This window comes from Novosphingobium beihaiense, from assembly GCF_022832375.1.
In the GTDB taxonomy this organism is placed as follows: Bacteria; Pseudomonadota; Alphaproteobacteria; order Sphingomonadales; family Sphingomonadaceae; genus Novosphingobium; species Novosphingobium beihaiensis.
In genome coordinates, this window is the sequence record NZ_JALHLG010000056.1 from 1 (window position 1) to 20,749 (window position 20,749).

Genomic DNA, 20,749 nt, shown 5'->3' on the forward strand with positions numbered 1-20,749 from the left:
AATCCAGAGCGCAGTGGCATCGCCCTGGATTGCTTCACTGCGCTCGCAATGACGAAGGACAGGAGACGAACTTCGGATTCCGGTGACTACGCAGCCCCCTTGCCGCCGCGCGCCGGGACGCTAAGCTGGCGCCTCCCCCCCACCGACACCACGCAATCGAGGTGCGAGATTCCATGCGATTTCTGACTCTGGCCTGCTCGGCCCTGCTGCTGGCCGCGTCCGGCTCGGCCACATTCGCTGCCGACAAAGCGGCCGACACCAAGACCGCCGAAAAGGCCGACGATCATTTCACCCCCTTCCCCGAACCCAAATCGATCGCGCAGACGGCCGTGATCGGCGGCAAGACAGTGCACTACAAAGCCACTGTCGGCTCGCTGCCGGTGAAGGACGACAAGGGCAAGGTCATCGGCGAAGTGGTCTATACTGCCTATACCGTGCCCGGCGCCCCCACCTCGCGCCCGGTGACGTTCGCCTTCAACGGCGGCCCGGGGGCCTCGTCGGTGTACCTCAACCTCGGCGCGATCGGGCCCAAGCGCGTGGCGTTCGGCGATCAGGGCGATGCCCCGTCCGACCTCGCGGTGCTGCGCGACAATCCCAATTCCTGGCTCGATTTCACCGATCTCGTCTTCATCGATCCGATCGGCACCGGCTTCTCCCGCTCCCGCGAGGACGCGGAGAAGACCAAAAAGGACTTCTACTCCGCCGATGCCGACATCCACTACCTCAGCCGCATCGTCTATGACTGGCTTGTCGCCAACGACCGGCTGACCAGCCGCAAGTACCTCACCGGCGAGAGCTACGGCGGATACCGCGTGCCGCGCCTCGCCTATTACCTGCAGACGGAAATGGGCGTGGGCATTTCGGGCATGACGCTGGTTTCGCCTTACCTCGACCCGCCCGCCATCGGCGAGGACGACGCGCTGTCTCCGCTGCCCTGGATGATCGAACTGCCCTCGATGGCGGCGGGCCATTTCGAACGCCAGCACAAGCCGCTCGACGAGACCACCATGGGCCCGGTCGAGACCTACATGCGCACCCAGTACGTGCAGGACTTCCTCGCAGGGCCGGGGGACAAGGCGGCGACCGACCGGCTCTCTGCCAAAGTCGCGGAGCTGACCGGGCTCGATCCCGCACTGGTGCGCCGCATGAACGGGCGCATCGACCGCCGGACCTACTTGCGCGAGATCCGCCGCAGCCAGGGCCTGATCGGTTCGGTCTACGATTCAAACTACACCGCCTACGATCCGTTCCCGGCCAGCGCGACACCCCAATATACCGATCCGCTGCTCGCCACGCTGATCGCGCCGACGACCTCCGCCATGGTCGATTTCATCACCCGGCAGGTCGGCTGGAAAGTCGATGCCCGCTACCACGCGCTGTCCTATGCCGTGAACGAGGAGTGGAAGCGCGACGATACCGACAGCCCGGTGAGCGACTTGCGCAAGGCCATCGCCAGCGATCCGAAGATGCGGGTAAACATCGTCCACGGCTGGGACGACTTGTCCTGCCCCTACTACGGATCGAAGCTGATCCTGGCGCAGATGCCGGACTTCGCCCGGCAGGGCCGGGTCAACCTGCACATGTATCCGGGCGGCCACATGTTCTATTCCCGGCCAGATAGCGGCGCGGCCTTGCGCCGCGACGTGATGGGAAGCTACGCGGCGGCGGGCTGAGCTGCGCTCAGGAGGCGCCCGCCATCAACCGCGCGGGCGCTCCCTTCGCCCTCAGAGCTTGCCGAACTTCGCCTCGTAAGCGCCGGTGTCACCGCCTGCGAGCAACTTCGCCTGCTCCACCCAGTTGTCCCGGCGCGGGCGGCCCGCGAAAGAGCCCAGCTTGGTGTCGAGATCGTCGAGATCGGCCTCGGTCCAGGCGGCGATCTGTTCGTAGCGGGTGATACCGAGAGAAATCAGCAGGGTCTGCATCTTGGGGCCCAGCCCCTTGATCTTGCGCAGGTCGTCCGCCTCCCCGGCAGGTGCCGGTTCCGGCGCCGCAGCAGGGGCGGGAGCAGCCGCCGGTTCGGGGGCCGGAGTGGGCGCAGGTGCGGGTGCGGGGGCAGGTTCGGGCTCCAGATTGTCGACCTCCTCCTGCGCGGCCACCGCAATCACTTCGCCGATGCCCGCCATCGTCCCGGCCATCGCCGGGGGATCGATATGCGCGGCGGGCGGCGCGTCTATCAGGGCCTGATTGCGCTGCGCAGGGGCGGCGCCTTCGTCCAGCACGTCGGGGCGGCGATCGCGCCGGGGCGGCTTCGTCCCGTGGACGAACAGCCAATAGGCCACGGCAATGCCCACCAGCAGCGCGGCGATGAAGATCAGCCAGTTGGCCTCGATCATTTGCAGCACAGTACTTATCCCTTCCGGTTCCACAGCAGCCAGCCGATGCCGAAGCCGAGCCCGTAGGCCAGCAGCACCGAGACAGCCATTTCAAGCCATAGCGGCAAGGCAGCATCCTTTCATAGGGGGCTTATCCCGGCCCCGGCGTATCGATGGGCGTCGGCTTCACCGGCGCGGGGGAAATCACCGAAAATTCGATCCTGCGATTGGCCGGATCGCGCGGATCGAGGCCCGGCACCGGCTGCTTCGCCCCCACCCCCGCCGCGCGCAGGCCGTCAGCGGGAATGCCCCGGCCCACCAATGCCCAGCGCACCGCATTGGCCCGCGCCATCGACAGCGCGAGATTGGCCTTGGGATTGCCCCCGGCATCGGTATGCCCGATCACCGCGATGATACTGCCCACGCACGGGCGCAGCGCACGGGCGACTTCGTCCAGCAGCCTTTCGCTGGCGGGATCGATCCGCGCGCTGGCCTCGCTGAAACGGATCGTGCGCGTTTCCAGAATGCGCTCCACATCGTCCTGGCAATGGAGCGCGGGCGCCGCCGCCAGTCCCTCGCGCGCCCAGCTTATGCCGCCGATTCCGGGAACCTGCGCCACGGCCGCAGCCACCCGTGTGCGGGTTGCCGCATCGAGCCGCTTGCCCCCGGAAAGCACCGGATGGCGGGTCAGCCAGCCGTAACGGTCCCGAAAAGCCAGCTTCACGCCCTTGCCGCCTGCCGCATCGCGCGCGGCCATGGCCTGCCGCTCCAGCCCGCCGATAAACACCGGGCCGCGCAAATTGGTGGCCGCAAAGGCCATCGCAAGGCTCAGTGCGGCTCCGGCGGCGGCGATCGAGGCTCGGCGGGGGTTCATGCCGCCGAGCCTATAAGCTTCCAGCCGCCCTGTCAGCCTCCCTTATCCGGTGACTCCAGCGAATCCGCGATATCGACCAGCTTGAGGAATTCCTGCCGCCAATAGCCGGACTGCGGCCCGGCGAGCTTCTCGATCTGCACGCCCGAATAGCCGTTCATCAGATCGTCCCCGCGCAGCGTCTGCCCGAAAGCGGCCACCGCGCTGGCAAAGGCGAAGTCTCCCGATGGCGCCCGCGCCGTCTGCAACAGGCTGGCGGCAACCGGCCGCGCGATCAGCTTCGAGGTGTCGCCATCGGGCAGCTTGTAGCGCAGCTTGACGTAAGCCATCTCCTTCGCCGGGCCCTTGGCCTTCGCCGCCTCCTTGTCGTAGCGGCGCGGGCCGATCCAGCCTTTCGCCCCGGCTGGCACGATCTCGTAGATCGCCGTCACTTGATGGCCCGCGCCGATATCGCCCGCATCGACCTTGTCGTTATCGAAATCCTCTTCGCGCAGGGCCCTGTTTTCGTAGCCGAGCAGACGGTACTGGCTGACCGCGGCGGGATTGAACTCCACCTGGATCTTCACGTCCTTGGCGATCGTGAACAGGGTCGAGCTCATCTCGTCCCCCAGCACTTTCTTCGCTTCCAGCGCGCTGTCGATATAGGAATAGTTGCCGTTCCCGTGATCGGCGATCTGCTCCATCATCGCTTCGTTGTAATTGCCCTGCCCGAAGCCCAGCGTGGTGAGCGTAATGCCCGAATCGCGCTGCTTTTCGATCATCGCGATCAGATCGTCGCGGTTCGAGACGCCGACATTGAAATCGCCGTCCGTGCCGATCAGCACGCGGTTGACCCCGCCCTTGATGAAGTTCTCCCGGGCGACATTGTAAGCCAGCTTGAGCCCGGCCGCGCCTGCGGTGGAACCGCCCGCCTGCAGCCGCTCCAGCGCCGCGCGGATCTTGCGCGGATCGCTGGTGGGCTCCAGCACCAGCCCGGCCGCGCCCGCGTAGACGACGATCGAAACCTTGTCCTTCGGCCCCAGTTCCCCCGCAAGGCCGGACAGTGCCGTCTTGAGCAGCGGCAGCTTGTCCGGCGCATTCATCGAGCCGGACACGTCAACCAGGAACACGAGGTTCGCGGGCGGCCGGGCATCGCGCGGCAGATCATATCCGCGCAGGCCAACACGCAGCAGCCGGGTCTGCGGATTCCATGGCGTTACCGCCACGTCCGTCGTCACCGAGAACGGGGCCTCGCGGCTGTCGGGCCGGGGATAGGCATAGCGGAAATAGTTGATCATCTCCTCGGTCCGCACCGCGCCCTCCGGTGGAAGGTTGCCGTGCATCAGGAAGCGCCGGACATTGGCATAAGCACCCGTGTCCACATCGACAGAAAACGTGGAAACCGGCTCGGACTGCACCATGTGGACGGGCGAGACGTCCTTGCCTGCATAGCGTTCGCGGTTCTGCGGAACAGGCGCGACTGCCAGCGGCGGAGCCATCGCAGCCTGCGTCGGCGCCACTCCCGGCATGTTGAACAGGCGCTTGTTTACGGTCAAAACCGGAGCGGGCGGCAGAGAAGAGTATTGAGGAGGCGGAGGCGGAGGAGGCGGAGGCGGAGGAGGCGGCGGCGGCGGTGGAGGCGGCGCCACACCGGGCCCTCTCTCCTCTTTGGTGTCAGCGCTCGCCACTTTGTCCGCCCCGGAATGGTCTGCCGTGCTGCACCCCGCCAACAGGCCAAGAACCGATGCCATGGCCATCGCCGCAGCACACACCTTGCTTCGCGTAAATTTCACGATTTTCCCTCCACCTTGCGCCGTCCGCGGGAAAGAACGCCGCACACGCGCTTAATCGCGACTGAACACTGTTCCTTCGCAATAAACAGCGAGTCCTGCGTGCAGGTTGCTTTTTACAGATCGGGCGAGGACTTGGTCTTCTGGAACAGCTTGCGGTCTTCGGGGCCGAAGGCCTTTTTCCAGATCACCCACATGTAGGAACCGAGGATAGCCGGAATCCCGAAAGCCAGCTCCGCCCACTCGGGCAAGTACTGCGTGGCCAGATAGCCCAGGACCACTGCCGGAGCCGCCGCCCAGACCAGCGCCCAGCGCCAGTTGTTGATCCGCTCTCCCAGAAAACGCGCCAGCATCCGCGACTTCACGATCGAGGCGAGCCCCAGCGCAACCACCAGCGCTCCCGCCGCAGCCGCTGCCTGATAGAGCGAATTGTAGCCCAGATGCTGCATCAGCAGGATGCCGGTCAACGTCAGCACCGCCTGCAGCCCGATCGTCATCACCGAGACGGCAAGGTTGCGCACCCGCGCGACATAGATCAGCGCTGCCTCGCTCACCACGGCCGTCGCGGCGACGACTTCGGCGGCCAGCAGCAGCGCCAGCGCCCCGGTGCCGCCCACGAACTGGCGGCCGATCAGGCCCATGACGCCCTCGCCGGGGATCGCCAGAGCGAGCGCGATGCCGGCCTGTGCAGCCGTGATCCAGAAGCCCACCTGGCAGACCTGGCGGGCAATCGCGCCATAGTCCTTCTTCTTGAGATTGCGCGTGATGACGGGGCCGAGCACCGGTTCGAAACTTGTCTTGAGCTTCTGCGGCAGGCTCGCCACCTGCTGCGCGGCGTAATAGACGCCGACCGCCGCAGGCGGGGCCAGAAAGCCCAGCAGCAGGATATCCACGCGCCGCGTGCCCCATTCGATGGCATCGGCCAGCGCGATCGGCATCGAGCGCACCGCCAGCCGGTGCATTTCGCCGGGGTGCGGACGCCAGTTTCGAGGCACGCCGTATTCGCGGAAAAAGGGGATGAACGCGGTCAGCGATGCCGCGAAGACGGAAGAGACATAGGCCAGCGTCAGCCCGCTCTCCGGTGCGATCCAGATCATCGCCCCGGCCATGATCGAGATCGTCCACGGCTCGACGATGGCGCGAGACCATACGGTGGGGCTGATCCGCAGGCGATAGGCAAGCGCGGCCAGCCAGATCTCGGTCAGCGTCAGCGGCGGGATCGCAATCACGATCAGCCGGTCGATCTGGCTGTATGTGCCGCCCGGGAACATCGGGGCAGGCACCAGATAGAAGAACAGCGCGGCGGCGCAGGAGGTGATCAGCGCCAGGATCGTGCCGTCGGCAATCACGTTGGCCGGGTGAACCTGCCCTTCGGTATCCGAAAGACGCTGCGCCAGGCCGCGCTTCTCGCCCATCGTGCACAGCATCGCGGTGAGTTCGATCACCACCAGCGCCGAGGCGAACCGGCCCAGCGCCGCCGGGCCGTAAGCCGCCGCGCGGCCCGCGATGAACAGGAACGGGATGCGCGCGGCCAGGCGCAGGAAGAAGCCGAAGAAGTTCGTCCGCCCGCCCTTGGCCAGGGCCGCGATATCGTCATTTTCGCGTTTTTCGAGTGCCGCGTCCTCGCGGCTGACTGTCTCGCTCAAAGAGCGAACTCCCCCTCAGTGCGCAGCGGGCGGGCGAGCAGGTCCGTCACCACCGCCCCCGCCGGCGCTTCGCCCGAAAGCAGGCGGCAGACCGCATCGACAATCGGCATCTGGATTCCGTCGCGCCGCGCCAGACCGGCCAGCACCGGCGCCGTCGCCGCGCCTTCGGCCACGCTGTTCTTGCCGGAAAGCGCCTGTTCCGCCGTCAGCCCCTGCCCCAGCGCGAGGCCGAGCGAGAAATTGCGGCTGGAGGTGGACGAGCAGGTCAGCACCAGATCGCCCAGCCCGCACAGGCCGGACAGCGTTTCGGGCTGCGCACCGCGCGCGAGGCCAAAGCGCAGCATTTCGGCATAGCCGCGCGCAATCAGCGCCGCGCGCGCATTCTGCCCGAGTTTCAATCCGTCCACCACGCCGCAGGCAATCGCGAGCACGTTCTTCACCGCGCCGCCGATCTCGGCGCCGATCACGTCGTCCGAATGATAGGGCCGCAGCGCCGGGCGGGCGATGACAGGCGCCAGCCGCTTCCACTGCGCCTCGCCGCCCGAACAGGCGAGCGTGACGGCAGTGGGCAGTCCAGCGGCCACTTCATGCGCGAAAGTCGGGCCCGAAAGCACCGCCAGATGCGCGTCCGGCGCGGCATCGGCGGCGACATCGGACATCAGCCGCCCGGTGCCCGCCTCGATCCCCTTGGCACAGAGCACCAGATCGCGCGTCCCCTGCGGCAGCCCGCCAATCACCGAGGCAAGGAACTGCGCGGGCACGACCGCCAGCAGCACCGGCAGGGAGGCCAGATCGGCGAGATCGCTCGTCGCACGGATGGTTTCGGCCAGCACCGCGTCGGGCAAGTAAAGCCCGTTGCGATGTTCCCGGTTGATCTGCGCGGCGAGGTCCGGTTCGCGCGCCCAGAGCAGCACTTCGCTGCCATCGCCTGCCAGCGATTGCGCCAGCGCCGTGCCCCAGGCCCCCGCGCCAATCACGCCGACGCGCCGCTGATCCTGAGCCTGCCGTTCGTCCTGAGCCTGCCGAAGGGTCATGCTTTCACTCCCGCCCCGCGCACGGCCTCGGCATCCGGATCGAGCGGCCAGCGCGGCCGCGCTGCCACGTCGAGCGGGTCCGACTGCCCGCGCTCGAACCGTTCGAGCCCGGCCCATGCGATCATCGCCGCATTGTCCGTACACAGCGCCAATGGCGGTGCAATGAACGGCAGATCATGGTCTGCGGCCAGGTTTTCCAGCGCCGTGCGGATCGCCGTATTGGCCGCCACCCCGCCTGCAACCACCAGCGCATTGACCGGCCCCACGCCCGCCAGCGCGCGGCGGGCGCGGTCGATCAGGCAATCGATGGCCGCCTGCTGGAACGAGGCGGCAATGTCGGCATCGCTATAGGCAGGCGGCACCACGCTGCCCGCGACACAGCCCTGCACCGGCGGCGGCATATTCTGCTTGGCGCGCAGCACTGCACTCTTCAGGCCCGCAAAGGAGAAGTGCGGCTCCGCACTGCCCAGCAGCGGGCGCGGCAGCGGCACTTTCTTCGCATCGCCCTCACGCGCCAGCCGCTCCAGCGCCGGGCCGCCGGGATAGCCGAGGCCCAGCACTTTGGCCGACTTGTCGAAGGCCTCGCCCAGCGCATCGTCGATGGTGGTGGCCAGACGGCGGAACTGCCCCACGCCTTCCACCAGCAGGATCTGGCAATGCCCGCCGGAGACCAGCAGCAGCAGATAGGGATAGGCCAGCTCGGGATCGGCCAGGCGCGGCGACAGTGCGTGGCCTTCCAGATGGTTCACCGCGATCAGCGGCTTGTCCGCCGCCATCGCCAGTGCCTTGGCAGTGACGAGGCCGACCATGACCCCGCCGATCAGCCCCGGCCCCGCCGTGGCGGCAATCGCATCGACATCGTCCAGCGTCATGCCCGCATCGGCCAGCGTCGCCTCGATCATCGGGGCCAGCCGCTCGGCATGGGCGCGCGCGGCGATCTCCGGCACCACGCCGCCATAAGGGCGGTGCACTTCGTCCTGCGAGGCGATGTGCTGCGCCAGAATGGTGCGCTCGCTGGTCACCAGCGCCGCTGCGGTTTCATCGCAGGACGATTCTATGCCGAGAATGATCCTCATCCTGCCTTCCCCTGAACGACATTGACGGGTAGCACAAGCCGCCCATGGAAACGCAGACACATACCTCAAACCAGACTTTCCGCCTCGGCACCCGCCGCTCGCCGCTTGCCATGGCCCAGGCCGAGGAAGCACGCGACCGGCTGGCGCAGGCGCATGGAATCGATCCGGCGCATATAGAGATCGTGGCCGTAACCGCCAGCGGCGATCGCATCCAGGACCGCGCCCTGGCCGAAATCGGCGGCAAGGCGCTGTGGACCAAGGAGCTCGACGCCTGGCTGGCGGCGGGCGAGATCGACTTTGCGGTGCATTCGGCCAAGGACGTTGAAACGCTGCGCCCGGACCTGTTCACCATCGCCGCCGTGCTCCCGCGAGAGGACGTGCGCGATGTGCTGATCGGCGCGGAAAGCATCGCCGCTCTGCCCGAAGGCGCCGTCGTCGGCACCAGCGCGCCGCGCCGCGCCGCGCAATTGCTCCACGCCCGGCCGGACTGCAAGGCGGTGACGTTCCGGGGCAATGTCGCCACCCGTCTGGCCAAGCTGGCGGCGGGCGAAGCGGACGCCACCTTCCTTGCCGCCGCCGGGCTCAAGCGTCTGGGCGAACACGGCACCGGCCATCCGCTCGACGAGGAGCACTGGCTCCCCGCCCCGGGGCAGGGCGCGATCGTGATCGAATGCCGCGCCGGCGACGAACGCACCCGCACGTTCCTGTCCGCCGTCGATCATGGCCAGAGCCGTGCCGAAGTCATGGCCGAACGCGCCTTGCTGGCAGGTCTGGGAGGCAATTGCCACAGCCCGATCGCCGTGCTCACGCGCTCCTACGGCCACGAACTGGTGATGCGCGCCGCGCTTTACAGCCCGGACGGGGCCGAACATGTCGAAGGCCACGCCCGGTTCGCCACCAGCGACGAAGAGGCCCCGGCGCGGTTGGCTGCAGACCTGCTCGCCCGCGCCGTTCCTGCGATTGCCGATCACTTCGACGGCCCCGGCACCTGACATGGCGCTGCCGGTTCTCGTCCTGCGGCCCGAACCGGGCGCGGCGGTAACCGTGGAACAGGCGCGGGCGATGGGGCTCGATGCCCATGCCTTCCCGCTTTTCGCCGTGCGCCCGCTGCCCTGGCAGCCGGTGCCGCGCGAGGATGTGGACGCGCTGCTGCTGGGCAGCGCCAATGCCCTGCGCCACGGCGGCGGGGCACTGGCGCTCTACCGGGAGCTGCCTGCTTATGCGGTGGGGGAAAAGACGGCCGAGGCGGCACGCGAGGCCGGACTCAACGTCATCGCCACTGGCAAGGGCGGATTGCAGCCGCTGCTGGATCAACTGCGCCCCGGCCACCGCCGCCTGCTGCGCCTGGCCGGACGCGAACGGGTCGATCTGGCCATCCCCGCCGGTATCGCCATGATCACCCGCGAAGTCTACGCCAGCGAAGCGCTGCCGATGCCGCCCTGCCTTGCCACCCGGCTCGCCGCGCCTGCGCTGGTCCTGCTCCATTCGGGCGAGGCCGCCGCGTATTTCGCGCAGCTTTGCCGCACGGCCGCGATCGATCACGGCAAGGTGCGGATCGCCGCCATCGGGCCGCGCGTTGCCGCGCGCGCCGGGAGCGGCTGGGCCGCCTTGCGCAACGCTGATCGGCCCAGCGACGCCGCATTGCTGGCCTTGGCCGCGCAGATGTGCGAAGAAGCAGGCTCGGGATCCCAATCACAACGGCCAGAACAAGGTTAAATGCAGGACTATTCTGCCACCGCCGCACCATCCTCCAGCCGTCCGCGCTCACGCAGCATCACGCTGTTTGCCGCCCTCCTGGCCTTTGTGCTGGGAGCGGCGCTGGTCGCCTGGGCGGCTTCACGCGGCTATCTGTCGAGCGTGCTGACAGCACCGGAACCGCAGGAAACGGCAACGACTCTCGCCGAACCGGCAGACGAAGCTGCGGTGGAGGACGAAGCGCCCGCCAAGACGCCGCCCGAGACCACGGCGGCGCAGATGGCCGCGATCAGTTCGGTAGAGGGCCGTCTTGCCCTGCTGGAAGACCGTATCTCCCGCCTCGATTTCCAGACCGACGCCGCGTCGGGCAATGCCGCCCGTGCCGAAGGCCTGCTGATCGCCTTCGCCGCCCGCCGCATGATCGACCGGGGCGAACCGCTCAGCTACGTGGCCGATCAGCTCAAGCTGCGCTTCATGAATGCCCAGCCGCGCGCGGTGGAAACGATCATCGCCTTTTCCCAGAATCCCGTCACTATCGACGAACTGTCCGCCCGGCTGGAAGCCCTCTCTCCGGAACTGACCGGAACCGGCTCCGAGAGCAAGAAAAGCCTGTGGGAGCGTGCGGGCACCGAACTGAGTTCGCTGTTCGTGATCCGGCGCGATGCCGCGGCACTGGTTTCGCCATCGGCCCGCATAGACCGCGCCAAAGTCATGCTCACCGCGCGGCGCATGACCAATGCCATCGCCGAAGTCGAACGCCTGCCCGGCGCCCAGCAAGCGCAAACGTGGATCACCGATGCCCGGCGCTATGAAGACACACAGCACGCACTGGACCTGCTGGAAACAACGGCCATGCTCGAACCCAGCCGCCTGAAGGACGCCGAAGGTCACAAGGTCGACCAGCCCAGCCCGCTGGCCACGCCTGTGCCAACCGCCACGCCGGATGCGGCAGCGGCGCCGGACGAGTGAGCCTCTGCCTCCCAATTTCCCGTCATCCCCGCGAAGGCGGGGATCCCGCTATGTTTCCGGGAAACTGACTTAAAAGGAAGTTGCCCCCCGCCTTCGCGGGGGCGACGCATAGGGTATTAGGCCGCCCGTTACCCCTGCAACAGCTCCGGCAGCTTGCCCGACATGCCGCGCGCCTCGTTCATGAAGAAGCGCTTGAGCGTGGGCATGCGCTGCACCGCGCCCATGCCGAGGCGGCGCACGGCGCTGGGGATCTTGCCCGGCACACCGAACAGGCGGGTGAGGCTATCCGTCACTGACATCGAAACAACGCTGTCGAGCGCGCGCCAGCGCTCATAACGGGCAAGCAACTGTGCATCGCCCGGTTCGAGGCCGAGGCGCATGCCATCGGCCAGCACTTCCACCAGCGCGCCCACGTCGCGCAGACCCAGATTGAGGCCCTGCCCGGCAATCGGGTGCATCCCGTGCGCGGCATCGCCGATTACGGCAAGGCGCTGGTCGATCACTTTGGCGGCATGGTGGAATTTCAACGGATAGCTCATGCGGGGCGCGGCGAGTTCGATCTTGCCGAGAATGCCGTGCATGCGCGCGGCCGCCTCGTTCAGGAACATCGCATCGGGCATGGCGATCACGCCCGCTGCATCCTTTTCCGCCACGGTCCAGACAAGCGCACTGCGGTGGCGGCCCTCATCGTCGTCGAGCAGCGGCAGCAACGCGAAAGGCCCGGCGGGATAGAAGATTTCCCACGCCGTGCCCTGATGCGGCTTGTCGTGATAGAGCGCCGTCACCATCGCGCGGTGCTTGTAATCCCACTTGGCCATCGAGAAGCCGGCTTCATCGCGCGTGGGCGACTGGCGCCCTTCCGCCGCGACCAGCAGCGAGGCGCGCAGCACGCGCCCGTCGCTCAGTTCCACTTCGACGCCGTGCGCGCCCCGATCGCGGCGCACCGCTTCGGTCTTCACATGCCAGGCGATAGCAGGCTCGTCCTTCGCTGCGTCGAACAGCGCGAGACGCAGATCGCGGTTGAAGAACATCCGGCCCAGCGAGCCTTCATCGGGCTTGGGCGCGAAGTCGATCTGGCCGGGCTTCATCCCGTCGGTCACGGCGATGGAATCGATCGCGCAGCCGAGCGGGGCAAGGCGCTCGCCCAGCCCGATATTGGCGAAGAGATTCCAGCTTGCGGTGGAGATCGCGGAGGCGCGCCCGTCCGCCCCCACGGCCACGAGATCGGCCGGGTCGGCACGGTCGATCACATGGCTGGTGATCCCCGCTTTGGCAGCCGCCAGCGCCAGCGTCATGCCGACGAGGCCGCCGCCGAGGATGATCAGATCGCGGGTTTCCCCCGCAGGCTTCGCAGTGGTTTCCGAGTCGCTCATCGAGCGCAGGTATCGGCCTCAGAACCATCAATGTCGAGACATCTTCCGTCCCATGTGCCCGCCGGTTCCTTCAGCCCCACGAGCGCCGCGAGAGTGGGTGCGATATCGACGGTTTCGACCGGGACGGGCTGCTCCTCGCCCGCCATGCCCTTGCGCCAGAACACGATCGGCACGCGGCGGTCATAGTCCCACGGGCTGCCGTGCGTGGCGGTATGCCCCTGCTCGGGATCAGAGATGCCGACGACGCCGCGCTTGGTCATCATCAGCACGTCGCCCGAACGCTCGGGATCGAAGGAAGCGCGCACGCGCTCGATCATCGTCCAGTCCTGCGGATCGCCGTGCGGCACCTGCAAAGCCTTGAGCTCGTCCGCCGTATAGACCGCATCCACTTCGGGATTGGCCTTGAGCAGTGCGACCAGCGCTTCAGTCACGGTCTTGCGCTGCGCCTTCGTCAGGCCTGCGCCGAGGTAGATATCGCCCGAGCTGCCGCCGCCATAGAGCAGCTTGCCCTGCGGCGCGGTGATACCGGTTTCCTTCGAGACCGCAGCGGCCAGCGCATCGCCTTCCAGCGCGGGGCTGATATATTTCGCCGCCGGATAGCCCTGCTGGTTGAGCCGGTCCGGCGCATCGAAGCCGCCATGATCCGCGCTCAACACCACTGCATAGTCGATCCCGCGCGCGTCGAGCGCAGCGAACAGCTTGCCGAGCGTGGCATCGAGCTGCGCGAGCTGGATGCACATCTCCACGCCCTCATGCCCGAAAGCATGGCCCACGCGGTCGGTCTGCGAGAAGCTGACGGAAAGCACGTCCGGCACCGCGTCCTTGCCCATGCCGAGTTCGTCGACCATGCGGATCGCCATGTCGCCCGTCGCCGCATCGAGGCGCGGGCCGCGCTTGAACGTGCTGTAATCGCCTGCCTGCTGCGGGAAGCGGTAAGTGCCGATCGTGAAGTCCTTCACTTTCACCGCGTGATCCACAGCGCCGCAGTATCCCGGCACCGGCAGAGGGCCGTTCCCGGCATCGACCAGCGCGGCGACGGCAGCGTTCTCGGCCTTCACCGCAGGCGTGATCTTGCGGTCTTCGAACGTGGTGAAGCCCTTGCCGTCGAACCAGTAGACCGCATCAGTGTCATGCCCGCTCATCATCACGGCCGCGCGATCCTTGGCGGAAACGGCGGCGTTGATCGTCGCCGGGTTCCGCTTTTTCAGCAGATCGCCCAGCGTCGGCGCCTTGAGGTGCCCGGGCGAGACCACCGGCTTCTTCGGCGTGCTTTTCGGATTGGTTTCGTCCTCGACGCAATAGACCTTCTTGTCCGCACGGCCGATGCCCGGAACGTACCAGTTATTGGCAACGATGCCGGTGCGCGAGGGGTGGACGCCCGTCAGCAGCGTCGAGTGGCCGGGGCAGGTCTCGGTCGCCGCGTGCGACTGGTAGCCGCTGGGGAACACCGCGCCTTGCAGCAGGCGGCCGAAGCCCTTGGAGAAATGCTCGCGGTACTGCGCAAAAAGATCCGCCGAGAACTGATCGACCGAGATCGCCACGATCAACCGGGGCGGCGCGGCAGGCGCAGCGGCCTCTGCGGCCGGGGGCGCGGCGGGCGTCTCATCCGCCAGCGCGGGGCTGGTAAAAGACAGCGCGGTGGCCAGTGCGAGCAGCGGAAGAGCGATCTTCGGAAGAGCGGGGCGCATGGGGGGAGAGTTCCTTGAATTGTCGGCGCAATGCAGGCAGATGCGTCGATGACCGGAACGCGCGACAAGCGCAAGAGCCCCAACGCACGGAAGCTTGATGGATTTGCGCTGCTATCGCCCGTTTATGGCACTCCTGTGTCAATTGCTCGCACTGATCCTGTGGAGCCCGGCCGCGCTGGCTGTGCCCAACCATATCGCCGCCGAACTGATCGCGGGCCCCGCCGCAGAGCCGGGCGGGGAAACCACTCTGGCCATCCGCATGACGCCCGAAAAAGGCTGGCATGGCTACTGGGTCAATCCCGGCGATGCCGGGCTGGGCATGCAGCTCGACTGGACGCTGCCCAAAGGCGCGAAAGTGGGGGAACCGGCCTATCCGGTGCCGCAGACGCTGCTGGTGCAAGGGCTGATGAACCATGTTTACGAGAGCGAATATGCCGTTCTCGTGCCTTTCACGATGCCTGCGGACGTCAACCCGGAAAGCCGCCTGCCGGTGCGGGTGAAAGCGCAGTGGCTCGCCTGCACCGAGGAAATCTGCGTGCCCGAAAGCGCCGATCTGGCGGTGGAAGTGCCGGTCGGCGCACCGCAGCCCGGGGCGGCGGCAAAGTTCGATGCCTGGCGCCAGCGCCTGCCCGCGCCGCTCGATGCCCCGGCGGCGATGGCGCTTTCGGACAAGGCGCTGCGGCTGGCGATCCCGCTGCCTGCCTCGGTGGAGCTGTCCGCGCCGCACGTGTTCATTCGCGAGGACAAAGTGGTGGACTACGCCGCGCCGCAAATGTTCACGCGCAAGGGCGATACGCTGCTGGTGACGATCCCGCGTGCGAAGTTCGCCCCGCGCGGAGCGGACAGCATCGAAGGCGTGCTCAAACTGGACGGGCAAGGCAACGGTGTCTCCTTCGCCGCGCGGCCCGGGGACGTGCCTGCGGGCGGCGTGCCGCTTGCAGGCGCGGAAACGCCAGAACTGCCTGCCCTGCCCTGGCTGCTGCTGGCGGCGCTGGCAGGGGGGCTGCTGCTCAATGTGATGCCCTGCGTCTTCCCAATCCTCAGCCTCAAGGCGCTGAGCCTTGCCCGGGCCGGGGAGAGCGAGGCCCATGCGCGGATCGAGGGGCTGGCCTATACGGCGGGCGTGATCGCGGCCTGTCTGGCGCTCGGCGGTGTGCTGCTGGCCCTGCGTGCGGGCGGCGAGCAGGTCGGCTGGGCGTTCCAGTTGCAGGAGCCGCTGGTGGTGGTGGCGCTGTTCCTGCTGGCGAGCGCGATCACGGCTAACCTGCTGGGGCTGTTTGAGTTCACCGTGCCCGGTTTCGTGGGCAACAGTTCGCCGCGCAGCTATACGCAAGGTGCCTTTGCGACCGGACTGCTGGCGGCCTTCGTCGCCACGCCCTGCACCGGGCCGTTCATGGCCTCGGCTATGGGCGCGGCGCTGCTGCTGCCGGTGCTGCCAGCGCTGACGCTGTTCGCGGCGCTGGGGCTGGGGATCGCGCTGCCGTTCCTTGCCGTGGCTTTCGTCCCCGCACTGCGCACGCGGCTGCCCAGGCCCGGCGCGTGGATGGTCCGGTTCCGGCACTGGATGGCCGTGCCGATGGGGCTCACCGCACTGGCACTGGCCTGGCTTGTATGGAAAGTGGGCGGTCCCACATTCGGACTGCTGACGCTGATCGCCGTATTGCTGCTGATCGCGGTGCTCGGCTGGCTCGGTCTGCGCCAGCGTAAAGGCAAGAGCGCCAGAAGGCAGGCGTGGATCGCCATTGCCGGATGCGCCGCCGTGCTGCTGACCCTGCCCCAGCCCGCGCCGCCCGCCGCCGGGATCGAATCCATCCTCGACACCAAGCCATTCAGCGAAGCCGCGCTGGCCAAGGCGCGCGCCGAAGGCAAGCCGGTGTTCGTCTACATGACCGCCGACTGGTGCCTGACCTGCAAGGTGAACGAGGAAGTCGCCATCGAACGCGCCGACACCAAAACCGCGTTCGACAAGGCCGGTGTTGTCGTCCTGCGCGGCGACTGGACGCGGCGCGATCCGGAGATCACCCGCTACCTCACCGCCCAAGGCGCCGCCGGAGTGCCGCTCTACATGTGGTATGCGAAAGACGGCAGCGCGGAGAAACTGCCGCAGGTACTCACCCCCGCGCTGCTGGCGGAAAAGGCCGCGCAGTAGCCCTTATCCGCCTGGCTCACCGGGCCACCGCCACCTCGCCCCATCCCGCTCACCCTGAGCTTGTCGAAGGAGGGGAACCACGCACAGCGCCAGCGTCCTTCGACAAGCTCAGGACGAGCGGGGGCGGGGGTAACTTTACAGTTGCCCCCACGCAGGTAGCGTGTCCCTTACTCCGGCAGTTTCGAAGCGATCTCCGGCACCTTTTCCAGTTGCGGGCGCACGCTGTCGAGCGGGCCGAGGACGACCACGTTCATCTTGTCCAGCGGCAGCTCGCGCTTGACGGCGTTCTGGAGATCGGCGGCGGTCAGCGCGCTGACTTTGCCGACATAGCTGTTCATGTAGTCCGCGCCGAGCCCGAGCAGATCGAGAGAGGACAGCGAATTCGCCATACCCCCGCGCGAGGAAAGGCCGATCACGAAGGTGCCGTTCATGTAGTTCTTGATCCCCTGCACTTCGGCAGCCGTGGGCGGCTCGTCCTGCATGCGGCGGATTTCCTTGTAGATCTCGCTGATCGCGGGGCCGGTGGACTGGGCGGTGACGGCCGCGCTTTCCACCCAGAACGCGCCTTCGACGCGGTCCGCCACGCTTGCGCGCGGGGAGTAGGTATAGCCCTTGTCCTCACGGATATTGCGGGTGATACGCGAGGAGAAGTAGCCGCCCAGCAGCGTGCTCGCCGCCTTGAAATCGACATTGGCGCCGGGCTTTTCGACCCGCTCGCCGATCAGCACCATCGATTGCGGCGCGCCCGGGCGGTCGAGCAGTACCACCTTGGGATCGGGGCTGGCCGGAACCGGCAGCGACGTGGGCGCGGGCCCGGCCTTCCAGCCGCCGAACGCCTTTTCGATTCCCGCACGCACGGCGGCGGCATCGAAATGGCCCACGACATAGAAATGCGTGCGCGCCGCGCCGAAGTTGGCCGCGTGGAACGCCTTGATCTGATCGAGCGTATAACCTGCCAGTTGCTCCTTCGTGGGGAAGGTCTGGCCATAGGGGTGGCCCGGATAGAGCGTCTTCGAAAAGGCATCGCGCGCAATCGCATTGGGCGAGGACTTGGCGACCGAAAGATTGCGCATCAGATCTGCGCGCACTTTCTCCAGCTGGTCCGGCTTGAAATCGGGCCGTTGCAGCAGGTCCGCGATCAGGCCGATCGCCTGCGGGGCATCCTCGCTCAGCACGTCCATCGAGGCGGTGGTGATGTTGAGCCCGTTCGACAGCGACAGGCTGCCGCCCATCCCCGCCGCCAGATCGGCCAATTGCGAGGCATCGTGCCCAGCCGCGCCCTTTTCCATCAGCGCCCCGGTCATGTCCGAAAGCCAGACGTTGCCGCCATCGTCGATATTGCCGGTGTAGACGCTGGCGAGGATCGTCGCCTTGGGCACATTGCCATAAGGGATCAGCGTAACATGCATGCCGTTGGGCAGGCTGTACGTGGTCATCTGCGGCAGCGTGAACGGGCGCGCCGGGCCGGGTGCCGGGGGCGCTTCCTTGGCTGCGACGGTCTGGGGCACGGCGGCAATGCCAGTGGCAAGGGCGGCAGTGGCAGCGGCAAAAGCCAGGAACATCTTCATCGTCTCGCCTCCCTTACTGGCCCGCATCCGCCGCGGCTTTCTTGCCGGGCTTCAGGTCGATGACCGAGCGGTTGGTGGGCCGCAGGTATTCCTGCGCGGTCTTGCGGATCAGCTCGGGCGTGACCTTGCCGATTTCCTGCTCCAGATTGTTGATCCGGCCCGGATCGTCATCGAACAGCGCGAAGCTGGCCAGCAGGTTGACGAGGCCGACCCGGTTGCCGTCCCCGATCACGTCATAGAGCTTCGAACGGGCCTTGGTCTTGGCGCGTTCGAGTTCGGCGGGAGTGATGAGATTGGTCTGCAGATCCTTCACGATGCCGTCGATACTGGCGAGGATCGTATCGTCGCTGACATCGGCACTGTGAATGATCATGCCGGACCACAGCATCGGCCCGTTGTAGTCGTAATCGTTGCCCAGCGGCCAGTTGATGCCGCCCGAGACACTGCCGCCATAGCCTTTCTCGTTCACCAGAACCTTGGTGAAGCGGCTGTCGTTGCCCTGCATCAGCATCAGGTCGATCAGGTTCATCGCGGCCCATTCGGGCGTGCCCTTGGGCGGCACGTGATAGGCCCAGGCCAGCGCGGGCTGCGGCGCCAGCGGATCGACTTTCTCGATCCGCTTCTCGGCCGTCTGGCGCGGTTCGGAGATATCCGGGCGCACGATCTTCGGCGCGGCGGGGATCACGCCGAAGTATTGCTTCGCCCAGCCCATCACCTGTTTGGGATCGACATCGCCGGCCACCACCAGCACCGCGTTGTTGGGCGCATAGTACTGTTTGAAGAAGGCCTGCACGTCCTCCAGCGTCGCCGCATCGATCTCCTTGAGATCGCCGTAGAAATTATGCGCGTTGTACCAGTTGGAATTGGCGAGCTGCGGCAGGTCGAGCCACGGGAAACCGCCATAGGGCTGGTTGAGGACGTTGACCTTGACCTCGTTCTTCACGACTTCCTGCTGGTTGGTCAGGTTGGCCTGGGTAATGTCCAGCCCCTTCATCCGGTCGGCCTCGGCCCAGAGGAAAGTCTCGGTCGTGTTGCTGGGGACGACTTCGTAATAGTTGGTGAAATCGAACCGGGTCGATCCGTTGAGCACGCCGCCGTTCTTGTTGACGAGGCCGATGAACTCCGCCTTGCCCAGGTTCTGCGAGCCCTGGAACATCATGTGCTCGAACAAGTGGGCAAAGCCAGTGCGGTCCTTCGGCTCGACGCGGAAGCCGATGCCATAGTAGACGCCGATCGTGGTCGTGGGCACCGAGTGATCGGGCGAGATCACCACTTTCAGGCCATTGGCCAGCTTGTGATATTCCACCGGCACATGCACGGCGGCGGCCGGTGCGCTCTTGGCCGCAGGATCGGCCGCGAACGCAGCCTGGGCGGGGATGGCTAAGGCGAGCAGGGGCGCGGCGAAAAGGGCCGCGCGCTTCAGTCTGCCGTGCTGAATCATGTCGATGAGGCTCCCGGACAGTCCCATGGGACGGGAGACCCCTGCCCCCCGCATTGGATCGGCACGGGGTAGAGCGCGCCGAAACTGAACAGGGCTTTAATCGACGAACCGCATCGTGCCATCGACCAACGGCATTACAGAATTATAACCCCGCAAGGCCGGGGGTCACAGAATATCGGCAACCCCTTCAAGGCTTTCGCGCAGCTTGCCCAGCGCCTGCGCCTTCAACTGGTGCACGCGCGGGATCGAAACCTGCAGCACTTCCGCGATCTCGGCGAGGTTCATCTCTTCCACGAAGTAGAGCTGAACCACCAGCTTGAGACGTTCGGGCAGTTCGGTGATCGCCTCGATCACCGACTCCCGCACTTCCTCGTCAGCCATGAGCGAGAAGCTGTCCGGCGTCTCGTCGGCGAAGGCGGTGTTCTGATCGGAATAGACCTCGTCGATGGAATCGAAGCGCAGCGGCTGGCTGGAATCGCGCAAGGCGGCAAGATCCTGCGCAGCAAGGCCCATCGCATCCGCCAGTTCCTGCGGATGCGGATCCCGGCCCAGCTGGGTGCGCAGTTCGGCTTCCTTTTCGGCCAGCATCTTTCGCCTTTCGGTGGCGCCGCGCGACATCGGTATGGTGCGGCGGATGAGATCGACCATCGCCCCGCGCACGCGCATCTTGGCGTAGGCGGCAAAACCGTCCTCGGTCGGTCCGGAATGCTTCTGCGCGCATTCGGTCAGCGCGACGAGGCCTGCCTGAATCAGGTCTTCCAGTTCGATGCCCGGTCTGCCGGATCCGTGGACGTGCCAGGCCAATCGCCTGACCATCGGCAGGAACCGCCGGACGCGGTCGGCTACGTCCCCCTGATAGGCCCCAGCGATCCGGTTGGGGCGGCCAGCGGGAACAGGAGTGGCATGCGCGGACGTGAATGCGCCTTGGTCTTGTTTCATGCGGCCATGCTCTCTGCTTGGTCTTGATACGTGTTTGCTGTGGAATCGTGATGCGCCAGGCCCGGCTGCTGATTGACGGCGGGCGCGGTGCCGATGACGTCGACGACTTCGATCGGCTGCGTTGCGGGCAGCTCGGCGATGGAGATAACGAGGCACGAGGGCGCGCGCAGCCGCAGCAGCGCTGCCAGCGCCCGGCGCGCGGCGGGCTGGACGACGAGC

17 protein-coding genes are annotated in these 20,749 nt (G+C 66.9%); 5 read left to right on the forward strand and 12 right to left on the reverse strand.

The genetic code is table 11. From position 1 onward, the window contains the following. Positions 1–173 precede the first annotated feature (173 nt). Positions 174–1,673 carry a S10 family peptidase gene (locus MTR66_RS19435; RefSeq protein ID WP_243924050.1) on the forward strand — a complete coding sequence of 500 codons (1,500 nt, stop codon included), beginning with the start codon at positions 174–176 and terminating at the stop codon, positions 1,671–1,673. Positions 1,674–1,724: 51 nt separating this feature from the next. Here the strand turns inward: MTR66_RS19435 and MTR66_RS19440 are convergent, their stop codons facing one another. From MTR66_RS19440 to tsaD, 6 genes are all read right to left on the reverse strand, one after another. Continuing rightward, positions 1,725–2,333, reverse strand: a complete 609-nt coding sequence (locus tag MTR66_RS19440) for a hypothetical protein (RefSeq protein ID WP_243924076.1) — start codon at positions 2,331–2,333, stop codon at positions 1,725–1,727. A gap of 130 nt (positions 2,334–2,463) precedes the next feature. Beyond that, a complete protein-coding gene (locus tag MTR66_RS19445) occupies positions 2,464–3,186 on the reverse strand; it encodes an OmpA family protein (RefSeq protein ID WP_243924052.1) in 723 nt (240 codons plus the stop codon). Between the two features lie 32 nt (positions 3,187–3,218). Next, positions 3,219–4,691 carry a vWA domain-containing protein gene (locus MTR66_RS19450; protein WP_243924078.1) on the reverse strand — a complete coding sequence of 491 codons (1,473 nt, stop codon included), beginning with the start codon at positions 4,689–4,691 and terminating at the stop codon, positions 3,219–3,221. Positions 4,692–5,068: 377 nt separating this feature from the next. Then, complete coding sequence (locus MTR66_RS19455; RefSeq protein WP_243924054.1) at positions 5,069–6,598, reverse strand: lipopolysaccharide biosynthesis protein; 1,530 nt, start codon at positions 6,596–6,598, stop codon at positions 5,069–5,071. Then, a complete protein-coding gene (locus tag MTR66_RS19460; protein ID WP_243924056.1) occupies positions 6,595–7,632 on the reverse strand; it encodes an NAD(P)H-dependent glycerol-3-phosphate dehydrogenase in 1,038 nt (345 codons plus the stop codon). Before MTR66_RS19460 ends, MTR66_RS19455 begins: the two co-directional genes overlap by 4 nt. After that, entirely contained in the window at positions 7,629–8,708 is a 1,080-nt protein-coding gene (tsaD, locus tag MTR66_RS19465; protein WP_243924059.1) for a tRNA (adenosine(37)-N6)-threonylcarbamoyltransferase complex transferase subunit TsaD, read from the reverse strand. Before tsaD ends, MTR66_RS19460 begins: the two co-directional genes overlap by 4 nt. Positions 8,709–8,752: 44 nt before the next feature. Between tsaD and hemC the strand changes: the two genes are divergently transcribed. From hemC to MTR66_RS19480, 3 genes are read left to right on the forward strand one after another with little or no spacing between them, the layout of a single operon-like run. Then, positions 8,753–9,700 carry a hydroxymethylbilane synthase gene (gene hemC / locus MTR66_RS19470; protein ID WP_268740619.1) on the forward strand — a complete coding sequence of 316 codons (948 nt, stop codon included), beginning with the start codon at positions 8,753–8,755 and terminating at the stop codon, positions 9,698–9,700. Position 9,701: 1 nt separating this feature from the next. Continuing rightward, entirely contained in the window at positions 9,702–10,424 is a 723-nt protein-coding gene (locus MTR66_RS19475; RefSeq protein ID WP_243924061.1) for a uroporphyrinogen-III synthase, read from the forward strand. Further along, complete coding sequence (locus MTR66_RS19480) at positions 10,425–11,372, forward strand: MICOS complex subunit MIC60 (RefSeq protein ID WP_243924063.1); 948 nt, start codon at positions 10,425–10,427, stop codon at positions 11,370–11,372. It abuts the gene before it with no gap. A gap of 128 nt (positions 11,373–11,500) precedes the next feature. Here MTR66_RS19480 and MTR66_RS19485 read toward each other — a convergent pair whose 3' ends face one another. Both MTR66_RS19485 and MTR66_RS19490 read right to left on the reverse strand, forming a co-directional pair. After that, positions 11,501–12,745 (reverse strand): UbiH/UbiF/VisC/COQ6 family ubiquinone biosynthesis hydroxylase, encoded by a 1,245-nt coding sequence (locus MTR66_RS19485; RefSeq protein WP_243924064.1) that lies wholly within the window; start codon positions 12,743–12,745, stop codon positions 11,501–11,503. After that, on the reverse strand, positions 12,742–14,433 hold the full coding sequence (locus MTR66_RS19490) for an alkaline phosphatase family protein (RefSeq protein WP_243924066.1): 1,692 nt from the start codon (positions 14,431–14,433) through the stop codon (positions 12,742–12,744). Before MTR66_RS19490 ends, MTR66_RS19485 begins: the two co-directional genes overlap by 4 nt. A 97-nt stretch (positions 14,434–14,530) precedes the next feature. Here MTR66_RS19490 and MTR66_RS19495 point away from each other — a divergent pair, with 97 nt between their 5' ends. After that, on the forward strand, positions 14,531–16,582 hold the full coding sequence (locus MTR66_RS19495) for a protein-disulfide reductase DsbD family protein (RefSeq protein ID WP_243924068.1): 2,052 nt from the start codon (positions 14,531–14,533) through the stop codon (positions 16,580–16,582). A 167-nt stretch (positions 16,583–16,749) separates the two neighbouring features. Here the strand turns inward: MTR66_RS19495 and MTR66_RS19500 are convergent, their stop codons facing one another. The 4 genes from MTR66_RS19500 to MTR66_RS19515 all read right to left on the reverse strand — a co-directional run. Then, a complete protein-coding gene (locus MTR66_RS19500; RefSeq protein WP_243924070.1) occupies positions 16,750–18,150 on the reverse strand; it encodes a M16 family metallopeptidase in 1,401 nt (466 codons plus the stop codon). Between the two features lie 13 nt (positions 18,151–18,163). Continuing rightward, a complete protein-coding gene (locus MTR66_RS19505; protein ID WP_243924072.1) occupies positions 18,164–19,591 on the reverse strand; it encodes a M16 family metallopeptidase in 1,428 nt (475 codons plus the stop codon). Positions 19,592–19,756: 165 nt separating this feature from the next. Beyond that, positions 19,757–20,530 (reverse strand): sigma-70 family RNA polymerase sigma factor, encoded by a 774-nt coding sequence (locus tag MTR66_RS19510; protein WP_268740620.1) that lies wholly within the window; start codon positions 20,528–20,530, stop codon positions 19,757–19,759. Then, positions 20,527–20,749, reverse strand: a 223-nt coding sequence (locus MTR66_RS19515; RefSeq protein ID WP_243924074.1) for a hypothetical protein, incomplete at its 5' end; no start/stop codon positions are given. The genes MTR66_RS19510 and MTR66_RS19515, both read right to left, overlap by 4 nt.